Raw genomic sequence first — 20,697 nt, 5'->3', positions numbered from 1 at the left:
CGGATCAGCCCTCGCCGGACCCGTCCCGCCACCGGTTCACAATCGGATACCGCCGATCCAGCCAGAACGCCCGCTTGCTCAGCCGCGTGCCGGGGGCCGCCTGGAACCGCTTGTATTCGCTGATATAAAGCAGATGTTCCACCCGCTTGGCATCGTCCCGGTCATAGCCCGCCGCGACGCAATCCGAAATCGAGCCATCCTGATCCACCAGAATGGTCAATATCCCGTCCAGCACCGGATAATCGGGCAACGAATCGCTGTCCTTCTGATCGGCGCGCAATTCGGCGCTGGGTGGCTTGGCGATGACCCGCTCGGGGATCACCGCCCCCTCCGGCCCCATCATCCAGCTGCGGTGCCGGGCATTGCGCCAGCGGCAAATCTCGAATACACGGCTTTTGTAGAGATCCTTGATCGGGTTATAGCCCCCCGCCATATCGCCATAGATCGTGGCATAGCCCACCGCCACCTCGGATTTGTTGCCGGTGGTCAGCAGCATTTCGCCAAACTTGTTCGACAGCGCCATCAACAACAGACCGCGCAGGCGCGACTGGATATTCTCTTCGGTCAGGTCCGGCCCGGTGCCCTCAAACAACGGTGCCAGCGTCGCCGTGATCGCCGCGCGGCCTGCGTCGATCGGCACGAAATCATAGCGGCAGCCGAGGTTTTCCGCGACCGCCTTGGCATCCTCAAGCGAGTCCGCCGAGGTATATTCCGACGGCAACATCACGCAGCGCACATTCTCGGCCCCCACCGCATCAACGGCAATGGTGGCCACAATGGCACTGTCCACACCGCCCGAAAGCCCCAGCAAGACCTTTGAAAACCCCGATTTGCGCAGATAATCGCGCAAACTGAGCACCATCGCGGTATAATCCTGCTCCATGTCATCGGGCAACGACGCCAAATCCCCCGGCACCGCGCGCCAGCCCTCCGGCCCGCGCTCCAGATCGACATGCGCCACGGCCTCTTGAAACATCGGCAATTGCACCGCGAGCGCCCCGCCGGGATTGAGCACGAAAGAACCGCCGTCGAACATCTGATCGTCCTGCCCGCCCACCATGTTGAGATAGACGAGTGGCAAGCCGGTCTCGATCACCCGTGCCACCATCATGTTCTGGCGCAGGTCCATCTTGTCGCGGTAATGCGGGGAACCATTGGGCACGAGCAGCATTTCCGCCCCGGTTTCGGCCAAGGTCTCGGCCACATCCTCGTGCCAGGCATCCTCGCAGATCGGGCTGCCGATCCGAACACCCGCCACCGTGTATGGCCCCGCCACCGGCCCGCTCTCATATAGCCGGACCTCGTCAAAAACCGTCTCATTGGGCAGATGATGCTTGAGCACGCGGGCGCGCACCACGCCCCCCTGCAAGACGTAATAGGCATTATAGAGGCCGATACCCTCCAGCGCCGGGCCTCCGATGGCCAGTGCCGGCCCCTCGGCACAGTCGCGCGCCAGCGCCTCGATCGCGGCAATCGCCGCCTGATGAAAGGCCGGCTTCTGCACCAGATCCTGCGTGTTGTAGCCGGTGATGAACATCTCGGGCAGCGCCACCAGATCGGCCCCCGCCGCGCGCCCCTCTTCCCATGCTGCGCGCGCCATGCGCGCATTGCCCGCCAGATCCCCCACCGTGGGGTTCAACTGCGCCAAAGTCAGGCGAAACCGGTCAGCCATGCGCGTGCCCTCTGCATATCCACGCCCCCGATGTAGCAGATCGCCGCCGGAGGAAAAGCCGATTTGCCCAAAACCCGTTGTCAGCCCCTGCCCCGTCCTCTAGATTTGGCACAGCCGCCGCATCATCAGGCGGGATCGGGCATCGGGGCAGATATGAAGTTTTCGCGCACAAGACCCATCCTTCTGAGCCTCGCGCTTGGTACGGCCAGCCTGGCCGCCGCGCAGGACGCAGAGGTGCAGACCAAGCAATATGACGATGGCGGCATCTATGAGGGTACGTTCAAGGACGGGCTGCAGCATGGCACCGGCACCTATACCCTGCCCAATGGCTATCAATATACCGGCGAATGGGTCGAGGGGGAAATCCGCGGCAAAGGTGTCGCGCGTTTTCCCAATGGCTCGGTCTACGAGGGCGAATTCGCGCGCGGCAAACCCAATGGCATCGGCAAGATCGTGTTCACCGATGGCGGCACCTACGAGGGGGCATGGGAGGATGGCAAGATCACCGGTCAGGGGGTTGCGATCTATGCCAACGGGGTGCGCTACGAGGGCGGTTTTCTCAATGCCATGCACCACGGGCGCGGCCGGATGCAGAGCCCGGGTGGCTATGTCTATGACGGCGATTGGGTGAATGGCATCAAGGAAGGCATGGCCACGATCACCTATCCCGACGGCGCGGTCTACGAAGGCGCGGTGGCGCGCGGCGCGCGAGAGGGAGAGGGCACGCTGACCATGCCCGACGGGCTGATCTATCAGGGCACCTGGCGCGCCGGCGAGATCGACGGCAAGGGCAAGCTCACGCAGCCCAATGGCGATGTCTATGAAGGCGATCTTGTCGCTGGCCGGCGCGAGGGTATGGGCCGCGTCACCTATGAGAATGGCGATCTCTACGAGGGGGCCTTCAAGGATGACCGGCGCCACGGGCAGGGCAAGTTCACCGGCACCGATGGCTATGTCTATCAGGGCGAATGGGTCGCGGGCAAAATCTCGGGTCAGGGTCGCGTCACCTATCCCGATGGTTCAGTCTATGAGGGGCAGTTCCGCGATGATCTGGCCAATGGCGAGGGGCGCATCACCTACCCTGACGGGTCAACCTACGAGGGCTCATGGGTCGGCGGCGTGATCGAGGGCACCGGGCGTGCCACCTATCCCAACGGCCTCGTCTACGAGGGCGAATTCCAGAACGCCCGCAACCATGGCACCGGGGTCATGACCTACCCCGACGGCTATCGCTATGAGGGGGAATGGCAGGACGGCCAACGCCATGGCACCGGCACCGCAACCTATCCCGATGGCACGATCTATGTGGGCGGATTTGTCGACGGGCAGCGCCATGGACAGGGCAAGATCACGATGCCCGACGGCTTTGTCTACGAGGGCGACTGGCAGAACGGTGAAATCTCGGGGCGCGGCGTGGCCACCTACACCAATGGCGATGTCTATGAGGGCATGTTCCGTGCGGGCAAGCGGCAGGGCGAAGGCACGATGCGCTACGCCACCGGGCAAGAGGCCAGCGGCACATGGGAAGACGGCGCGCTGTCTGAGGCCACGACCAAAACCGAGTGATCAGACGATGCGCCCCGCATCAAGATCGCCCAGCACGCGCGCGGCCCCGTCGCGTACCATTTGACGGCGGTCTGCGTCCATTTTGTCCCAGGTGCGATAGACCGGCCCCATGCGCGGATTGCGGCCAAACCGCTCGCGGTGCCGGATCACGAAATCCCAATAGAGCAGGTTGAAGGGACAGGCGTTCTCGCCCGTCTTGTCCTTGACCGAATAGGCGCAGGACCCGCAATAATCCGACATCTTGTCGATGTAATTGCCCGAACTCACGTAGGGTTTGCTGGCGATGATGCCACCATCGGCAAACTGGCTCATGCCGATCACGTTCGGGGCCTCGACCCATTCGAACGCATCGGCGTAAACCGCCAGATACCACTCATGCACCTGTGCGGGGTCGATCCCGGCCAGAAGTGCGAAATTGCCCGTCACCATCAACCGCTGGATATGGTGGGCATAGGCCTCTTTTTCTGTCACATCAACAGCTTGCGAGACACAGTTCATACGGGTCTTGCCGCCCCAATACATCGCTGGCAGATCGCGCCCATGACCTAGCACGTTGCGCGTCGCATAGTCCGGCCCCTCGCGGAAATAGAGACCCCGGACATATTCGCGCCAGCCGATGACCTGCCGGATATAGCCTTCGGCGGCATTGATCGGCACTCGGCCCGCTTGCCATTCCTCAACAATACGAGTGCAGATATCCACAGGATTGAGCAATCCAATGTTCAAATACATCGAAATCACCGAATGATGCAGGAACGCGTCGCCCTCCAGCATCGCATCCTGCGTGTCGCCAAACCCGGCCAGCAAATTGCGTGCGAAATGATCAAAGGCTTGGGCGGCCCCGGCCCGTGTCACCGCAAACCAGAACGGGCGCAACCTGCCGAAATGATTGCCAAATCTGTCCTCCACCAGATCCAGAACCTCCGCCGTGATCGTATCCGGCTCGAACCGCAGCGGTTTGGCGCGCAAGAGGTCCATCTGCGCGCGCTTGCGATTGTCATGGTCGAAATTCCACTTGCCCCCGGCCGGTTGGTCGCCCTCCATCAGGAACCCGGTCTTGCGCCGCATCTCGCGATAGAAATACTCCATCCGAAGCTCTTTGCGCCCCTCGGCCCAGCGATCGAACTCTTCCAGCGCACAGATGAACCGGTCATCCGGCAGTTGCCGAACCCTCAGGGGCGCTTCTTGAAGCGCCTCAATCAGCCGCCATTCCCCCGGCTGCGTCGCGATGACCTCGGACGCGCCAAATTCCTCGGCGCGGCGGATCAATTCGCCGACAATCGACTGCGCGGCCTCGGGATCGTCCAGCCGCGTGTAGGCCACTTTCCAGCCATCTGCGCGCAGCTCTTCGGCGAAATGCCGCATCGCCGACAGGATCAGCGCGATTTTCTTGGGATGGTGCGGCACATAGCTTCCCTCGTCCATGACCTCGGCCATGACCACCACATCTTGCGTCTTGTCCGCCGCACAGAGCGCAGATAGACCCGGGCTGAGTTGATCCCCCAGCACCAACACCAGCCGCGTCACCATGGCACGGGCTTCCCTTGCCAATCAAAGAACCCGCCGCTGTCCTCTGGCCGCAAGCCTTGAATGACGCGCAACAGGTTTTCCGCCGCCTCTGAGGCGGGCACCGCCGGGTGCCGCCCCAGATACTTGCGGGTAAAGTCGGTCTCGACCGTGCCCGGATGCAACGCCACGCAAATCGCCGCGCGATGGCTGCGCCCCAGCTCAATCGCGCCGGTGTGGATCATCTGGTTGAGCGCAGCCTTGGCGGTGCGATAGCTATACCAGCCGCCAAAACCGTTGTCGCCGATCGAGCCCACCCGCGCCGAAAGCGCCGCAAAGACCGCCCGCCCCTCGCGCGGCAAAAGCCGGACACTGTGCTTGAGCACAAGCGATGGCCCCACGCAATTGAGCGCGAATTGATCCAGCATCGCCTGCGCGCTCACCTGCCGCAGCGCTTTTTCCGGCGCGGCACCGCCGATTTCCAGCGCCCCCGTCGCGACGAGGATCAGGTCAAACGGCCCTGTCAGCGCCCCGAGCGCCGCCGCAACCGAGGCCTCATCGGTCACGTCCAATCCATCGCTGCTGCGCGACAGGCGCGTGACCGCCACACCCCTTGCCTCAAGGGCGGCGCTCACGGCCCGCCCGATGCCGCCCGATGCGCCGATGATCAATGCGTTTTCCATGGCGCAGACCTAGCCGAAGCCCGCGCCGCTTCAACCCCGAAGCGCTGTGCAATTTCGGGGTTTTCATCGCCGCAGAGCCCCCGTATAGTTTCGCGCATGTTGATGCAGGATCATATCACGCCCTTGCCCCACGCCGTTCGGCGTGCCGCTAGTGCTGTCCTGCTAGGCCTAAGCCGCCTCTGAGCGTGCCGTCTTGGCGCGACCGCTCAGAGGATGTGCCGTTTCGCGCCGCAGGCTTAGGATTTTTTGAAAGAGACCAACATGACCAACAGCACCAAAGACCGTGTGGTGATCTTCGACACCACCTTGCGCGACGGCGAACAAAGCCCCGGCGCCACCATGACCCATGCCGAAAAGCTCGAAATCGCCGGGCTGCTCGATGACATGGGCGTCGATATCATCGAGGCGGGCTTTCCCATCGCCTCCGAGGGCGATTTCAACGCCGTGAGCGAAATCGCGAAGAACTCCAAGAACGCCGTGATCTGCGGCCTTGCGCGTGCCAATTTCAAGGATATCGACCGCTGCTGGGAGGCAGTGAAACACGCCGCCCGCCCGCGCATCCATACCTTCATCGGCACCTCGCCGCTGCATCGCGCGATCCCAAATCTCGACCGCGACCAGATGGCCGAGCGTATCCACGAGACGGTGACACATGCGCGCAATCTCTGCGACAATGTGCAATGGTCGCCGATGGATGCCACCCGCACCGAATGGGATTACCTCTGCCGCGTGGTGGAAATCGCGATCAAGGCGGGGGCAACCACCATCAATATCCCCGATACCGTGGGCTATACCGCGCCCGAGGAATCCGCCTCGCTCATCCGCCGTCTGATCGAAACCGTGCCGGGGGCGGATGATGTGATCTTTGCCACCCATTGCCACAACGATCTGGGCATGGCCACGGCCAATGCCCTTGCCGCCGTCGCGGGCGGCGCGCGCCAGATCGAGTGCACCATCAACGGCCTTGGCGAACGCGCGGGCAACACCGCGTTGGAAGAGGTGGTGATGGCCCTCAAGGTGCGCGGCGACATCATGCCCTATGAAACCGGCGTCGACACCCGCAAGCTGATGAACATCTCGCGTCGAGTTGCCGCCGTCTCGGGCTTTCCGGTGCAGTTCAACAAGGCCATCGTCGGCAAGAACGCCTTTGCGCATGAATCCGGCATCCATCAGGACGGCATGCTCAAGAACGCCGAAACCTTCGAGATCATGCGCCCCGAGGATGTGGGTCTCACCGAGACCAATATCGTCATGGGCAAACATTCCGGCCGTGCCGCCTTGCGCTCCAAGCTCAAGGATTTGGGCTATGACTTGGCCGACAACCAGCTCAACGATGTGTTCGTCCGCTTCAAGGAATTGGCCGACCGCAAGAAGGAGATCTATGACGACGATCTCGTGGCGCTCGTCAATGCAGGTGTGGATTCCGAGAACAATCGCTTGCAGATCAAGCATCTGCGCGTGATCTGCGGCACCGAGGGCCCGCAACAGGCGACGTTGACCATGGAAATCGACGGGCGCGAGGTCTCGACCGAGGCCACCGGCGACGGGCCCGTGGATGCCACGTTCAATGCGGTCAAGGCGCTCTTTCCGCATGAGGCGCGGTTGCAGCTCTATCAGGTTCATGCCGTGACCGAGGGCACGGATGCACAGGCCACCGTGTCGGTGCGCATGGAAGAGGCGGGGCGCATCGTGATGGGCCAATCGGCGGATACCGATACGGTCGTGGCTTCGGCCAAGGCCTATGTCCATGCCCTCAACCGCCTGCTCGTGCGCCGCGAAAAGACCGGCAGCGACGCGCGCGAGGTCAGCTACAAGGACGTCTCCTGACAGTGACACCTGCCCCTCGCCTTGGCTCCAAGGCGAGGGGATGCCATTTCAGACCAACAGCACCGTGCCCGCGACAAACGCCGCCGCAGCCAGTGCCGAGGCCAGAGTGCGCAGATGGTTGAGACGGGTCCAGCGTCGCGCATAGTGCTGCCAATAGTCCCGCGTCTCCACCGCCTCGGCCGCCATCAGGTCAAGCCGCCGGTTCATTGGCACATTGCCCAGCATCGTCACCAGCACGACCCCAATCCCATAGATCGCGGCCCCAGCGACAAACCAGCCGGATGCCAGCCCCTCAATGCGCAGCACCGCATAAACCGCGAGCACCCCAGACACCGGCACCAGCCCCAGGAGGGCCACAAGAAAGGCCGAGCCATAAACCTCTCGGTTGATCAGCTGCATGGCCTCAATGCCGACGGTCGGGCTCGCCCGTCGCAGCGACCGCATCACGAAGTCCGAGAAGGCAAGAAAAACACCCGAAACAAGCGCCATTCCCACGGCAGTCCCACCAAAGATCGTCAGTTCCAACAGATTTGTCATCGTCATCTTCTCCTGTTTTCTGGTTGGAGCGTGCTCAGGCCGCCGTGCGGCCCATGGTGCGGGCGCGCTCGATCCAGCGGGCGCGTTTGGCCTCCTCTGCCATCTTGACCGACCCAAACTGCACCACTTTGCGCGGCTTGATCCCGCAAAACTTCAGCACCTGATTGCGGATCACCCGCCGCGGCGGTTTGAGGTAGAAAAGCGTGTCGATCAGCGTCGGCGTGTCCGACGTGATCAGGGCATCCGCCGTGCGCCCGGTCAACAGCCTCTCCCAGCCCATCCCCCGCGCGTGATACTTGAAGGCAAAGCCAGAGGTCAGCGCACGGTCGAGCACCGCCTTGGCCCGCGCGGGCATCGCCCCCCACCAATAGGGATGCACGATCATCAGGTGATCGGCCCATGCGATGTTTTCCTGCCATGTGACCAGATCAGCTTCGAGCGCCGGAACATCCGCCCCGTAGCCTTCGAAATGGGGGTCGAACCGCATGTCGTTCAGGTCCATCCGCCGCACGGTGGCACCGCCCGCTTCGGCCCCTGCCTGGTAGGCATCGGCCAGCCCGGAACAAAAGGACGTGGCGCGGGGATGGGCCACCCAGATGAATATTTTACGCGTCATATCTTATTCTCCATTGACTTTACACTGTGTAAATTTACACGATGTCAATAAACGGAGACTTTACACTGTGTCAAGAGAAAATCCGAGCACCCGCGAACGTATCCTCACCGCCGCGTGGAAACTTCTGGACTCAAACCCCGGCACCGCAGCGCGCATGTCCGACATAGCCAAGGCCGCCGGGGTCAGCCGACAGGCGCTCTACCTGCATTTCCCCAACAGGACAGAGCTTTTCATCGCAACAACCAGGCATCAGGACGAGGTCTTTGGTGTTCAGGACATGTTGTCAGCCAGCCGCGCCGCAACCTCGGGTGAGGACCGGCTGGCGGCCTTTGTCACGGCTTGGGGCAATTACATCCCCAAGATATTCGGCGTCGCGAAAACCCTCATGATCATGAGCGAAACCGATGCCGACGCAGCCGGAGCATGGCATGAAAGAATGGCCGACATGCGCGAAGGATGCGCGGCGGCTGTGGCCGCCCTCGCCCGCGATGGCGTCTTGATCAAGGAACAGAAAGACGCGACCGACCTTCTGTGGACCCTGTTGTCGATCCCCACATGGGAGCAGCTGACGCGCCTCTGCGACTGGCCACAGGATCGCTATGTCATTGAAATCCTGCGCCTCGCCCGCCTCGCGCTGTGCGGGCGGGCGTGATCTTCCAGGGTCGTCCGGGCGGGATCTACTCCGCCCAGTCCCAGGGCCGCACGAATTGGCCCAGAACATGCCCCACGGCCTCGCCCTCGGCACTGGCAGAGCCTGAAACCTTCGCCACCAGCCCGCGTTTCTTGTCGTCGACCACGCTTGTCACACGGGCGGCGATCCCCGCCTCTTCCAAAGCGCCGTTATAGATTCGCGTAATCGCCAGTTTGCGCAGATCAGGCTTGAAGACCTTTCCCACCGCCGTTTTCGGCAGTTCCGGCAAGACCTCGACATGCTTGGGCACTGCTGCCCGCTCATGCACATGCAGCTTGCAATGCTCGAGCAGTTCCTCGCCCGTCACCGTGGCCCCGGCCACCAGTTCCACATAGGCGCAGGGAATTTCCCCCGCATGCGCATCCGGCTGGCCAATGGCCCCGGCCATCGCCACCGCCTGGTGCACCATCAGCGCCTCTTCGATCTCGGCGGGGTCGATATTATGCCCGCCCCGGATGATCAGATCCTTGGCGCGCCCTGTGATCCACAGATAGCCATCCGCATCAATCCGACCCAGGTCACCGGTGCGCAGGTACTCCCCATGGTAAAAGAGATCGCGATTCTTGTCGCCCTCGGTATAGGTATGGCCCGCAAAGACGCCCGGATTCGAGATGCAGATTTCGCCCACCTCATCCACTGCGCAATCCATCGGCCCATCTGGCGTGCCCTTGATGATCCGCACATCCGTATAGGGGAACGGCACACCGACCGAACCCACCTTCTTTTCCCCTGCGGGCGGGTTGGCCGAGACAAGGCAGGTCGCCTCGGTCAGGCCATAGCCCTCGATCACCGCGATGCCGGTTGCCGATTCGAACCGGTTGAAAAGCTCCAGAGGCATCGGGGCCGAGCCGGAAAACGCGTTCTTGACCGTGGACAGGTCGGCATCCACCTTGCGCTGCATCAGCGCGGAAACGGCCGTAGGCACGGTGATGATAAAGGAAATCTTCCAGCGCTCGCACAGCTTCCAGAAATTGTCGAACACGCCTTCGCCGCGATAGCCCGCTGGTGTCGGAAAGACCACATGCGCGCCCGATTTGATCATGGCCATCAGGATCACGTGGCAGGCGAAAACGTGAAACAGCGGCAGCGGGCACATCACATTGTCCTGCTCGGTAAAGAGCAGCGTGTGACCGATCCAGCCGTTGTAGATCATGCCGGAATATTTGTGCTGCGCGACCTTGGGCATGCCGGTGGTGCCGCCCGTGTGGAAATAGGCCGCCACCCGGTCGCCCTTGCTGTCGGCAAAGCTGAGGCTCTTGGGCTGACGTGCAATCGCCTTGTTGAAATCCATGCAATCGGCATGGTGCTGCACCGGGTTCTTGGGCCGCACGAGGGGAACGATCCAGCTTTTGGGCGGTGTCAGATAGCGGTTGAGGTCGATCTCCAAAACCGTATGCACGCTGGGGGCATGGCGCACCGCCTCGGCGGTCTTTTGCGCGATGTCGGTCTTGGGAAATGCCTTGAGCGTGACCACCACCTTGGCCCCGGTCTCGCGCAGGATGGCGCTGATCTGTTCCGGCTCAAGCAGCGGATTGATCGGGTTGACGATGCCCGCGATCATGCCGCCGATGGTTGCCACCGCCGTTTCCAGACAGTTGGGCAATACCAGCGCCACCACATCGCCCTCGCCCAGCTTGAGGCTGCGAAAGAGGTTGGCCGCCTGACAGCACTGATCGTGAAACTGCTGCCATGTGAGGGTTTGGGCCTTGTCCGTGGCCCCGGAAAAGAGCTGATAGCTGATCGCAGGCCGGTTCGGAAAGCGCCCCGCGACCTGGCTCAACATCTGATAGATCGTCTGGGGGCGCTCGCGCGCCGCCCACGGCATTTCATTCTGGATGTCGAGCGCATCCTGTCGCGTCGTGAACGCCATCTGTTCGTTTCCTCCCTGGCTTGTCCCGCGTTCCCGGCGCGGGTTTCTCCCGTTCGCAGCAGAATGTGCGGGAAATCAGGATCACGCAAGTTTTACGCTGCGTTTTGACGCATTTGTCAGGGGCGGCGCTGCCTCAGCTTGCCCCGCCCAGACAGGCCACCATCGCCCCGGCCATCTCGCGCAGCATTTGCGGGTAATGCCCCGGCCCCATCGCCACCTGGCTCCCCATCGGGTCAAGCACGCCATGTGCCGCCACATCGCCAAACACGGTCTCGACCAGCTTGGGATCAAACTGCGGCTCGGAAAAGACGCAGGCCACGCCGCGCGCCTCGGCCATCTCGCGCAACGCGGCAATCCGGGCCGGTCCCGGCGCCACGGCATCGCTGAGCGCAATCGCGCCCGCCGCCGTCACACCAAAGGCCACCTCGAAATACTGATAGGCATCGTGAAAGACCAAGAAAGGTGTGTCCTGCACAGGGGCCAGTTGCGCGGCAATCTCGGCGCTCAGGGCCGCGATTTCCGCCGCAGCGGTCTCGGCATTGGCGGCATAGAGCGCGGCATTGGCCGGGTCATGCTCTGCCAGTTCCTCGGCAATCAAGCCCAACCAGGCCGTCGCATTGGCGGGATCCAGCCATGCGTGCGGATCGGCACCGTCATGGGCGTGCGCGTCCTCATGCCCGTGGTCATGGTCATGGGTATGCGCCTCCTCATGCCCCGCCTCTTTCTCGGCGTGCGCGTCGTGCGCGTGCTCTTTCTCAGCATGGTCGTCGCCATGATCATGCGCTGCAAACTCCACCCCTTCCCGGAACGGCAGAACGCGGCTATCCGCTGCCCCCAGCAACGCGACCACATGCGCCTCTGCCGCGAGCGAATCGATCGCCCCCTCCAGCCAGGGCGTCAGCCCCTCCCCCATCCCGAACACCAGATCGGCCGCCTCCAGCGCCGCCGCCTCCGAGGGGCGCATCGCGTAACCATGCGGCGAGGCGCCGGGGCGCACCAGCACATCGGGCGCACCCGCCCCCTGCATCACCCGCGCCACCAGAGAATGAACCGGCGCGATATCCGTGGCGACCCGTGGCGCGTCGGCCATGGCACCCGATGCAAGCGTCAACCCAAGGCCGAGAGGGGCAAGAAAGCGGATCGGCATAGCAGTCTCCATATGTAATATCATAACACTCAAGGTCGCTTGATAAATGTAACCATATAACATATCAACCCCCAAATGATCCAACGAAACAGACGGATGGAGGGCGGATGGACACGATCGGATTCGAAGCGCATGACCACAAGGGCTGCGTGCGCGATGCCCTCGCCGCGGTCGAAGCGCATTGCGCGCGCCACAAGCTGCAGTTCACCCCCGTCCGCCGCCGCGTGCTGGAGATCCTGCTCAGCGAGCATCGCGCCATGGGCGCTTATGAAATCCTCGACACCCTGCGCGACGAAGGACTGGGATCGCAACCGCCCGTCGCCTATCGCGCCCTCGATTTCCTTGTGTCCAACGGCTTTGTGCACAAGATCGAGCGCCTCAATGCCTTTATCGCCTGCACCCACCCGGGACAGGATCACACGCCTGCGTTCCTCATCTGCCGCCAATGCGACGCGGTGGCCGAGGCCCATGCCGAGCCCTCGAAGGGCATGTTGGGGCGCGCCGCCGCCGACTCGGGCTTTGTCATCGAACAGGCGGTGGTCGAGGCGATGGGCCTCTGCCCGCAATGCCGCGAGAGCGTCCACCCATGCGCCTGATCGAAACCAAGGGGCTGAGCGTCCGCTTTGGCCGCACCACCGTTCTCTCCAATGTCAGTCTTGCGCTTGACCGGGGCGAGATTGTCACCATCGTCGGCCCCAACGGCTCGGGCAAATCCACGCTTCTGCGTGCCCTCATCGGGGCGCAGAAACCGGCGCGCGGCGAGATCATCCGCCGCCCCGGTCTGCGCATCGGCTATGTGCCGCAGAAACTCCATATCGACCCGACGCTGCCGCTGACCGTCACCCGATTCCTCAGCCTGCCCCGGCGGCACCCGACAGAGGCCACGCGCGCGGCCCTCGAACAGGCGGGCTTGCCGGATTTGCGCGACCGGCAGATGGCTGACCTCTCTGGTGGACAGTTTCAGCGCGTGCTTCTCGCCCGCGCGCTTTTGGAAAAGCCGGATCTGCTCATTCTCGACGAGGCCACGCAGGGTCTCGATCAACCCGGCTCTGCCGCCTTTTACCGGCGCATCGAAGAGGTGCGGCGCGAGCTGAACTGCGGGGTGCTGATGGTCAGCCATGAACTCCACGTCGTAATGAGCGCGTCGGACCGGGTGATCTGCCTCAATGGGCATATCTGCTGCGAAGGCCACCCCGAGGTGGTCGCCCAGGCCGAGGAATACCGCGCGATTTTCGGCACCGGCACCCAAGGCGCGCTGGCGCTCTACCGGCATGAACACAACCACGCCCATGATCACGATCACGATCATAACCATGACCACGACCATGACCACAAACACAGCCACGAGGCCGCCGAATGATGCTGGATGATTTCATGGTCCGCGCCGCCCTTGCCGGTCTCGGTGTGGCGCTCGCCGCCGCCCCTTTGGGCAGCTTTGTCGTCTGGCGGCGCATGGCCTACTTCGGTGACGCCACGGCCCATGCGGCCATCCTGGGCGTCGCGATGGCGCTGGCGTTTTCCATATCGGTCTTTGTCGGCGCGCTGGCCATGTCGCTGATCATGGCGACCACGGTCTCGACCCTCTCGGGGCGCGGCTTTGCCATGGATACGATGCTGGGCGTTCTGGCGCATTCCGCGCTGGCCTTTGGTCTTGTCGCGGTGTCGTTTCTTTCGGGCGTGCGGATTGATCTCATGGCCTATCTCTTTGGCGACATTCTGGCGGTCAGCCGGGGCGACCTGCTGGTGATCTGGGGCGGTGCGGCGCTTGTGCTCAGCCTCTTGGCCTGGCGTTGGCAGGCGCTCTTGACCACGACGCTCAGCCCCGATCTGGCATGGTCCGCAGGCATCGACCCGCGCCGCGAACAGCTTGTGCTCACCCTGGCGCTCGCGGTGGTGGTGGCGGTGGCGATCAAGGTGGTGGGCGTGCTGCTCATCGCCGCCATGCTGATCGTGCCCGCCGCCGCCGCGCGGCCCCTTGCCACGACACCCGAACGCATGGCCGCCATCGCCACGCTGATTGCCGGCGGCTCTGCCTTGGGCGGTTTGCAGCTTTCCTTTCACGCAGACACGCCCACCGGCCCCACAATCGTCTGCGTCGCGGCCCTGATCTTTGCCGCGACCGCGCTGATTGGCAGCGGGCTGCGCCACCTCGGGCAGGCATCCGACTAAAATAGTCGGAATAGTCTATTGACTCTTTTTGTCAGAAATACGAGAGATACCCCATCAAATCACTCGGACATCTCGAAAGGAACTTCGATGCACCCGATCAAAGCCGCCCTGAGCGTGACCGCTCTGCTTGCCCTGACAGCCCCCGCTTTGGCGCAAGAGGTCAATCTCTACTCCAGCCGTCATTACGATTCGGACGATGCGCTCTACGAGGCCTTCACCAAGGAAACCGGCATCAAAGTAAACCGGATCGAAGGCAAAGAGGCCGAATTGATCGAACGCATGAAGGCCGAAGGCACCAACAGCCCGGCGGATGTGTTCATGACCGTGGACGTCGGCAATGTCTCGCGCGCGGTGGACGAAGGCCTGCTGCAGCCCTTTTCGTCGGAGTTGATCGAGGCCAATGTCGCGGCCAACCTGCGCCACCCGGACAACCTCTGGACCGGTCTCTCGCAGCGTTCGCGCATCATTTTCTACGCCAAGGATCGGGTCGAAAACCCGCCCCAGACCTATGAAGAACTGGCAGATCCCAAGTTCAAGGGGCAGATCTGTATCCGCTCGTCCTCGAATGTCTATAACCAGTCGCTGCTGGCCTCGATCATCGAAGTGCATGGCGAAGACGTGGCCAAGGAGTGGGCGGCGGGCATCGTCGCCAACATGGCCCGTGCCCCCGAGGGCGGAGATACCGACCAGTTGCGCGGCATCGTGTCGGGCGAGTGTGATATCGCCGTGTCCAACACCTACTATTTCGCCCGTGGCCTTGCCGGTGACGTGGACGGTCTGAGCAGCGACATCGACAGCATCGGCTGGGTCTGGCCGAACCAGGACGACCGCGGCGCGCATATGAACCTCGTCGCCGCCGGGATCGCCGTGAACGCGCCCAATCCCGAAGAGGCGCTCGCCCTGCTCGAATTCCTTGCCAGCGAAACCGCGCAGGCGCAATTCGCCAATGGCAACAACGAATACCCGGTTCTGGCCGGGGTCGACATCGGCGAGAACGTGGCCAAGCTGGGTGAGTTCAAGCCGGACAGCACCACGCCGACCGCCTCCTTCGGGGCGAATGCCGCCAAGGCGCAGGCCATCTTCAACGAAGTGGGCTGGAACTGAGACCTTGCGGTCCTGCGCGATTGCGCGACCTGCGTGATTGACCTATGGTCGGGCTCCTCAACAGGGGTCCGACCGTTTCATGACATCCGTCCGGCTGCGATTGCTGATCCTCGCACTTTTGCCGCTGGCGGTGCTGATGCCGCTCTTGTTGCTGGTGGCGATCAATCGCTGGTCGGCCAATTATGACAACCTGCTCATCACCAATGTGGCAAGCGATCTGCGCATCGCCGATCAATATCTGCAACGCCTGCTGACCAGCACCGGATCCGAGGTCACAAGCCTTGCGCGCTCGCTGCGGTTCGACGAGGTGTCGCGCACAACCCCTGCCGACCTGCCCGGCTTTCTGGACCAGAACCGCCGCGCGCTCGGCCTTGATTTCCTGTATTTCCTGCCGATCCGAGAGGCCCGCAAACGCGGCAATGACTGGCCGGTGATCGCCACCGCCACGCGCGGCCAACCCGCGACCGAGATCGACATCTTCACGCCGCGCGACCTCTTGGCGCTGCCCGATACCGGCGTGGCCCTTGCGATGCGGGCGCGCGTGGCCCTGGTTGCCACCCGTGCCGCCCAGCCGACCACCCGCCAGACCGAGGATCGCGGCATGGTGGTGCACAGCGCCACCCCCGTCACCACGCCGGACGCAGAGGGCGTGCTGGTGGGCGGCCTCCTGCTCAACCGCAACCTTGACTTCATCGACACCATCAACGCGCTGGTTTACCGCGACACCGGTCGCGCGGGCGACCGGCAGGGCACCGCCACGCTCTTTCTCGAGGATGTGCGCATCTCGACCAATGTCCGCCTCTTCGCGGGTGAGCGGGCGCTTGGCACGCGGGTCTCGGCGGCGGTGCGCTCGATCGTGCTCGATCAGGGGCAGACCTGGCTCGACAGCGCCTTTGTGGTCAATGACTGGTATATCTCGGCCTATCGCCCGCTGACCGACAGCTTTGGCAAGCGGGTGGGCATGCTCTATGTCGGCTTTCTTCAGGCGCCGTTCGATGCCGCCAAGCGGCGCGCCTATCTCTTGGTGCTTGCGGCCTTTCTGGTGGTTCTGGCGGTCAGCGCGCCGCTCTTTCTGCGGCTTGCGCGCAATATCTTTGCCCCCCTCGAACGCATGACCCGTACCATGGAAGAGGTCGAAGCCGGCGACATGACCGCGCGCATCGGCCCGGTGGCCGCCCGCGACGAGATCGGCACAGTGGCCGCCCATCTTGATACGCTCCTCGATCAGGTGCAGGAGCGCGACCGCGCCCTGCGCGCCTGGAACGAGGACCTGAACGCCCGCGTCGAGGCCCGCACCGCCGAGCTGCGCGAGGCCAATGCAAAACTGGAAACCACGTATCAGCAACTGGTGATGTCCGAGAAACTCGCCTCCATCGGCGAGATCACCGCAGGGGTTGCGCATGAGATCAACAATCCTGCGGCGGTCATTCAGGGCAATCTCGATGTGATCCGCCAGACCCTTGGCGCGCAGACCGAGCCGGTAAAAACCGAGCTCGATCTGATTGACCGTCAAATTGGGCGCATCACCGCCATCGTGGGCAAATTGCTGCAATTCGCCCGCCCCGGCGAATTCGGCACGTTTGAAGAAGATGTCGATCTGGCGGCCGTCCTGCGTGATTGTCTGGTTCTGGTGGATCATGTGGTGACAAAGGCGGGCCATCAGGTGACGCTCGACACCCATGCCGATACGCCCCCGGTGCGGATCAATCCGGGCGAATTGCAGCAGGTGATCATCAACCTCGTGACCAACGCGGCCCAAGCCATGCAGACCGAGGGGCATCTTATCCTGACCACCCGCCCCGCGCTGCGCGACGGACATCCCGGTGCCGCGCTCATCGTGGCCGACAACGGGCCGGGCATCCCCGAGGAAAAACTGGCGCTGGTGTTCGATCCGTTCTTCACCACCAAACAGGGCGAGGGCACGGGGCTTGGCCTCTCGGTCAGTCAAACCTTGATCCAGCAGGCGGGCGGCCGCATCACCGCGCGCAACCGCACAGAGGGGGGCGCGGAATTCACCGTCTGGTTGCCCGCACAGACGCTCTAAGCGCTCAGACCTGCCCGGTCAGCCGCGCGTGATGCAGTGCGGCCACCGCACAGGACGCCAGCCGCGCCATATCATCATCCGCCCGCGAATTGAGGATGATCGGCACCCGCGCCCCCAGAACCACGCCCGCCGCTTCCGCATGGCTCAGATAGGTCAGTTGCTTGGCCAGCATGTTGCCCGCATCGAGGTTGGGCACCACCAGAATATCCGCCCGCCCCGCCACCGCCGAAGACAGCCCCTTGGTCCGCGCAGCCGCCAGATCAACTGCGTTATCCATCGCGAGTGGCCCATCCACCAGGCCGCCGGTGATCTGCCCCCGCTCCGCCATCTTGGACAAGAGAGCGGCGTCGATCGACGAGGGCAAATCGGGGTTGACCGTCTCGACCGCCGACAGCACCCCCACCTTGGGTGTCTCGATCCCAAGGCTGAGCGCCAGGTCAATCGCGTTCTGCACAATATCCACCTTGGCGCGCAGGTCAGGTGTTATGTTGATCGCCGCATCCGTCACCAGCAAGAGATGCGCCAGCCCCGGCACATCCATCACGAAAACATGGCTCAGACGCCGCCCCGCGCGCAGACCCGCGGCCTTGTCCAGCACCGCGCGCAACAGGTGATCGGTGTGCAAATGCCCCTTCATCACCGCCCCTGCCCGCCCCGCCTGCACCAGCGCCACCGCGCGCCGCGCGGCAGCGTCCGGGTTCGGTTCGGCGATGATCTCGATCCCCGTCAGATCGGCGCCCAGCGTCTGCGCCGCCGCAGCGATCCGATCCGGATCTCCAATCAGAATGGGCGCGATCAGCGTGTGCGCCCGCGCCCGCAGCGCGCCGCCCAGAGAATTGGGTTCTTCCGGGCAGACCACAGCCGTCACCAGCGCCGCCAATGGCTCAGCCTGCCTCAGCAGCTTTTCGAAATGCCGGTGTCGCTGCACGATCAGACCCGGCAGATCGTGGCTGGAATAGTTCAGCTTGCGGCGCGGGGCCTCGACCACCGCCACACCCGACACGATCAGCGCATCGTCGCGCAACCGCCGCACCTCGGTGGCCAAGGTCACGGTCATGTCGCGCGGGTTGCGGTCCGTCACCGTGACGCGGCTCTCCACCTCGTCGCCCGCATGGGCATGGTTGTGAAACACAAGGCTCTGCGCGCGGTAGAGCGTCCCCGCCCCCGGCAAGAGCGTGCCCAGAACGGCAGAAATCAACGACCCCAGAAACATCCCCGGCACAAAGGCTTCGGGCTGGCCATCGCCATCGCCATCCAGATCGAACAGATGCATCGGGTTGTGATTGCCCGACACATTGGCAAACACCAACAGATCATCCTGCGTGCAGAGCCGTCGGAGGCTCTGGCTGTCGCCCACCTGCAAGTCGTCAAAGATGCGGTTCTCGATCTTCATCCGGCAACTCTCCTGTCACGCCCGCGCGGCCCATGCAGGCAAGCCGCCGCGTGAGCTAAGCGGCGGGTCGTGTCAAAGGCATGACACGACCCGATCCGTCACAAAGCGCGGGCACTCTGGCGCAGTTCGAATTTCTGGATCTTGCCTGTGGATGTCTTGGGCAATTCCTGAAACACCACCGCCTTGGGCGTCTTGAACCCTGCCAGCCGCTCGCGGGCAAAGGCGATCAACTCGGCCTCGCTCGCCTTGGCCCCGTCCTTCAACTCGACGAAGGCGCAAGGCACCTCGCCCCATTTCTCATCCGGCTTGGCCACAACGGCACAGAGCAGCACGGCGGGATGGCGCATCAGCACCCCCTCAACCTCGACCGAGGAAATGTTCTCGCCCCCCGATATGATGATGTCCTTGGCGCGGTCCGCAATCTTGAGATAGCCGTCGGGATGCTGGAACGCGATATCGCCCGAATGGAAATACCCGCCGCGAAACGCCTCCTGGGTCGCCTCGGGGTTCTTGAGATACCCTTTCATCACCGAATTGCCCCGGATCATGATCTCGCCCAAGGTTTCGCCGTCCATCGGGATTTGCGCCATGGTTTCGGGGTCCATCGCGGTGATGTCCTCCATCATCGGCATCAGAACGCCGGTGCGCGCCTTGATCGTATAGCGCTCCTCCTCAGGCAGGGCGTTCCAGTCGTCTTGCCACAGACATTCGGTGACATGGCCATAGGTCTCGGTCAGGCCATAGACCTGCATCACGGTAAAGCCCAACGGCTCGATCGCCGCCAGCGTTGCTGCGGGCGGCGGGGCCCCGGCGGTGAAGACATCCACCACATGGTCGAACTTGCGCCGCTCGCTCTCCTTGGCATTGACGATCATGTTGAGCACGATGGGCGCACCGCCGAAATGTGTCACCCCCTCGTCTGCAATCGCATCGTAAATCGCGTGCGCCGTCACGTCGCGGCAGCACACGACCCGCCCGCCGAGCATCGGCATCAACCAGACATGGTTCCAGTTGTTGCAATGAAAGAGCGGCACGATGGTCAGATAGGTCGGATAGCGCGGCAATTGCCAGCTCACGACCGTGCCCATGGTCATCAGATACGCGCCGCGATGGTGATAGACCACCCCCTTGGGCCGCCCGGTGGTGCCCGAGGTATAGTTGAGCGCCAAACTCTCCCATTCATCCTCGGGCATGATCCACGCAAAATCGGGATCGCCAGAGGCCAGCAGTTCCTCGTATTCCATATAATGCCCGTGGGCATGGACCCCCGCCGCATCATCGGCCACCTCGACCACGCCCGGCGGCGGCCCCTCCATCAATTCAATCGCCTGCGCCAGCGTGGGCAGGAATTGCGGATCACAGAGCACGACACGCGCGCCGCCATGGTCCAGAATATAGGCGATGGTATCGGCCTCGAGCCGCGTGTTGATCGCGTTGAGCACCGCACCGCAGGCGGGCACGCCGAAATGCGCCTCGCAATGGGCGGGGATATTGGGCAGCAGCGTGGCCACCACATCGCCGGGTTCGATCCCCAGCTTGACCAAGGCCGAGGCCAACCGCGACACCCGCGCGTGATACTCCGCATACGTGCGCCGCGTGCCGCGATATACCAGCGCCTCACGGGTTGGAAAGAGATGCGCCGCGCGCCTCAGATGCGACAGCGGCGTCAGCGCCACGAAATTTGCGGCGCATTTCTCCAACCCGGCCTCATCCTTCATCCATCCCATCGCGCACCTCCTCTTGTCCCTGCGGATCCGTCCAAGGAATAGAGCAATGCCAGAGCGATGCAATTCCCAAACATGCACGAAACAGCCCGCCGCCGCCACATATCGGCCTGCGTAAACTTGCGCACGGCGCTGTTCCGGTATTGAT

General features: G+C 63.3%; 17 protein-coding genes. 8 read left to right on the top strand and 9 right to left on the bottom strand.

Annotated elements, in window-relative coordinates; translation table 11 throughout:
- Positions 1–4 precede the first annotated feature (4 nt).
- Entirely contained in the window at positions 5–1,672 is a 1,668-nt protein-coding gene (locus MVC20_RS13050; protein WP_297542036.1) for an NAD+ synthase, read from the bottom strand.
- A 153-nt stretch (positions 1,673–1,825) separates the two neighbouring features.
- Here MVC20_RS13050 and MVC20_RS13045 point away from each other — a divergent pair, with 153 nt between their 5' ends.
- Entirely contained in the window at positions 1,826–3,238 is a 1,413-nt protein-coding gene (locus MVC20_RS13045) for a 2-isopropylmalate synthase (protein ID WP_297542034.1), read from the top strand.
- Here MVC20_RS13045 and MVC20_RS13040 read toward each other — a convergent pair whose 3' ends face one another.
- Entirely contained in the window at positions 3,239–4,768 is a 1,530-nt protein-coding gene (locus MVC20_RS13040; RefSeq protein WP_297542032.1) for a cryptochrome/photolyase family protein, read from the bottom strand.
- Positions 4,762–5,427: an SDR family NAD(P)-dependent oxidoreductase gene (locus MVC20_RS13035; RefSeq protein ID WP_297542030.1), complete on the bottom strand. Its 666-nt coding sequence runs from the start codon at positions 5,425–5,427 to the stop codon at positions 4,762–4,764. Before MVC20_RS13035 ends, MVC20_RS13040 begins: the two co-directional genes overlap by 7 nt.
- 261 nt (positions 5,428–5,688) lie before the next feature.
- Between MVC20_RS13035 and MVC20_RS13030 the strand changes: the two genes are divergently transcribed.
- Complete coding sequence (locus MVC20_RS13030; protein WP_297542028.1) at positions 5,689–7,254, top strand: 2-isopropylmalate synthase; 1,566 nt, start codon at positions 5,689–5,691, stop codon at positions 7,252–7,254.
- Positions 7,255–7,302: 48 nt separating this feature from the next.
- On the opposite strand, the gene MVC20_RS13025 is transcribed toward MVC20_RS13030, so the two are convergent.
- Positions 7,303–7,791 (bottom strand): anthrone oxygenase family protein, encoded by a 489-nt coding sequence (locus MVC20_RS13025; RefSeq protein WP_297542026.1) that lies wholly within the window; start codon positions 7,789–7,791, stop codon positions 7,303–7,305.
- A 34-nt stretch (positions 7,792–7,825) separates the two neighbouring features.
- The gene (locus MVC20_RS13020; RefSeq protein ID WP_297542024.1) at positions 7,826–8,407 is read right to left on the bottom strand and encodes an NAD(P)H-dependent oxidoreductase; all 582 of its coding nucleotides are present in this window, start codon (positions 8,405–8,407) and stop codon (positions 7,826–7,828) included.
- Positions 8,408–8,474: 67 nt separating this feature from the next.
- On the opposite strand from MVC20_RS13020, the gene MVC20_RS13015 reads away from it, so the two are divergent.
- Entirely contained in the window at positions 8,475–9,059 is a 585-nt protein-coding gene (locus MVC20_RS13015) for a TetR/AcrR family transcriptional regulator (protein ID WP_297542022.1), read from the top strand.
- 25 nt (positions 9,060–9,084) lie between these two features.
- Here the strand turns inward: MVC20_RS13015 and MVC20_RS13010 are convergent, their stop codons facing one another.
- Both MVC20_RS13010 and MVC20_RS13005 read right to left on the bottom strand, forming a co-directional pair.
- Complete coding sequence (locus tag MVC20_RS13010) at positions 9,085–10,968, bottom strand: acyl-CoA synthetase (RefSeq protein WP_297542020.1); 1,884 nt, start codon at positions 10,966–10,968, stop codon at positions 9,085–9,087.
- A 133-nt stretch (positions 10,969–11,101) separates the two neighbouring features.
- Entirely contained in the window at positions 11,102–12,115 is a 1,014-nt protein-coding gene (locus tag MVC20_RS13005; protein ID WP_297542017.1) for a zinc ABC transporter substrate-binding protein, read from the bottom strand.
- A gap of 107 nt (positions 12,116–12,222) precedes the next feature.
- On the opposite strand from MVC20_RS13005, the gene MVC20_RS13000 reads away from it, so the two are divergent.
- From MVC20_RS13000 to MVC20_RS12980, 5 genes are all read left to right on the top strand, one after another.
- The gene (locus tag MVC20_RS13000) at positions 12,223–12,711 is read left to right on the top strand and encodes a transcriptional repressor (protein ID WP_297542015.1); all 489 of its coding nucleotides are present in this window, start codon (positions 12,223–12,225) and stop codon (positions 12,709–12,711) included.
- Positions 12,702–13,475, top strand: a complete 774-nt coding sequence (locus tag MVC20_RS12995) for a metal ABC transporter ATP-binding protein (protein WP_297542013.1) — start codon at positions 12,702–12,704, stop codon at positions 13,473–13,475. Before MVC20_RS13000 ends, MVC20_RS12995 begins: the two co-directional genes overlap by 10 nt.
- Positions 13,475–14,284: a metal ABC transporter permease gene (locus tag MVC20_RS12990; protein ID WP_297542011.1), complete on the top strand. Its 810-nt coding sequence runs from the start codon at positions 13,475–13,477 to the stop codon at positions 14,282–14,284. Before MVC20_RS12995 ends, MVC20_RS12990 begins: the two co-directional genes overlap by 1 nt.
- An 87-nt stretch (positions 14,285–14,371) precedes the next feature.
- Entirely contained in the window at positions 14,372–15,388 is a 1,017-nt protein-coding gene (locus tag MVC20_RS12985; protein WP_297542009.1) for a Fe(3+) ABC transporter substrate-binding protein, read from the top strand.
- Between the two features lie 79 nt (positions 15,389–15,467).
- The gene (locus tag MVC20_RS12980) at positions 15,468–17,432 is read left to right on the top strand and encodes a cache domain-containing protein (RefSeq protein WP_297542007.1); all 1,965 of its coding nucleotides are present in this window, start codon (positions 15,468–15,470) and stop codon (positions 17,430–17,432) included.
- A 4-nt stretch (positions 17,433–17,436) separates the two neighbouring features.
- Here the strand turns inward: MVC20_RS12980 and MVC20_RS12975 are convergent, their stop codons facing one another.
- Positions 17,437–18,825 carry a bifunctional enoyl-CoA hydratase/phosphate acetyltransferase gene (locus MVC20_RS12975; protein WP_297542005.1) on the bottom strand — a complete coding sequence of 463 codons (1,389 nt, stop codon included), beginning with the start codon at positions 18,823–18,825 and terminating at the stop codon, positions 17,437–17,439.
- Between the two features lie 98 nt (positions 18,826–18,923).
- Positions 18,924–20,552, bottom strand: coding sequence for an AMP-binding protein (locus MVC20_RS12970; protein WP_297542003.1), 1,629 nt, complete (start codon positions 20,550–20,552; stop codon positions 18,924–18,926).
- Positions 20,553–20,697 lie beyond the last annotated feature (145 nt).

Source organism: Roseovarius sp. (assembly GCF_027019125.1).
In the GTDB taxonomy this organism is placed as follows: domain Bacteria; phylum Pseudomonadota; class Alphaproteobacteria; order Rhodobacterales; family Rhodobacteraceae; genus Roseovarius.
This window is presented reverse-complemented; position numbering and strand designations above follow the sequence as displayed.

Excerpts from the sequence above, each read along its gene's own strand:
- MVC20_RS13050 (WP_297542036.1), bottom strand. The coding sequence starts at position 1,672 with ATGGCTGACCGGTTTCGCCTGACTTTGGCGCAGTTGAACCCCACGGTG.
- MVC20_RS13045 (WP_297542034.1), top strand. The coding sequence starts at position 1,826 with ATGAAGTTTTCGCGCACAAGACCCATCCTTCTGAGCCTCGCGCTTGGT.
- MVC20_RS13040 (WP_297542032.1), bottom strand. The coding sequence starts at position 4,768 with ATGGTGACGCGGCTGGTGTTGGTGCTGGGGGATCAACTCAGCCCGGGT.
- MVC20_RS13035 (WP_297542030.1), bottom strand. The coding sequence starts at position 5,427 with ATGGAAAACGCATTGATCATCGGCGCATCGGGCGGCATCGGGCGGGCC.
- MVC20_RS13030 (WP_297542028.1), top strand. The coding sequence starts at position 5,689 with ATGACCAACAGCACCAAAGACCGTGTGGTGATCTTCGACACCACCTTG.
- MVC20_RS13025 (WP_297542026.1), bottom strand. The coding sequence starts at position 7,791 with ATGACAAATCTGTTGGAACTGACGATCTTTGGTGGGACTGCCGTGGGA.
- MVC20_RS13020 (WP_297542024.1), bottom strand. The coding sequence starts at position 8,407 with ATGACGCGTAAAATATTCATCTGGGTGGCCCATCCCCGCGCCACGTCC.
- MVC20_RS13010 (WP_297542020.1), bottom strand. The coding sequence starts at position 10,968 with ATGGCGTTCACGACGCGACAGGATGCGCTCGACATCCAGAATGAAATG.
- MVC20_RS13005 (WP_297542017.1), bottom strand. The coding sequence starts at position 12,115 with ATGCCGATCCGCTTTCTTGCCCCTCTCGGCCTTGGGTTGACGCTTGCA.
- MVC20_RS13000 (WP_297542015.1), top strand. The coding sequence starts at position 12,223 with ATGGACACGATCGGATTCGAAGCGCATGACCACAAGGGCTGCGTGCGC.
- MVC20_RS12995 (WP_297542013.1), top strand. The coding sequence starts at position 12,702 with ATGCGCCTGATCGAAACCAAGGGGCTGAGCGTCCGCTTTGGCCGCACC.
- MVC20_RS12990 (WP_297542011.1), top strand. The coding sequence starts at position 13,475 with ATGCTGGATGATTTCATGGTCCGCGCCGCCCTTGCCGGTCTCGGTGTG.
- MVC20_RS12985 (WP_297542009.1), top strand. The coding sequence starts at position 14,372 with ATGCACCCGATCAAAGCCGCCCTGAGCGTGACCGCTCTGCTTGCCCTG.
- MVC20_RS12980 (WP_297542007.1), top strand. The coding sequence starts at position 15,468 with ATGACATCCGTCCGGCTGCGATTGCTGATCCTCGCACTTTTGCCGCTG.
- MVC20_RS12975 (WP_297542005.1), bottom strand. The coding sequence starts at position 18,825 with ATGAAGATCGAGAACCGCATCTTTGACGACTTGCAGGTGGGCGACAGC.
- MVC20_RS12970 (WP_297542003.1), bottom strand. The coding sequence starts at position 20,552 with ATGGGATGGATGAAGGATGAGGCCGGGTTGGAGAAATGCGCCGCAAAT.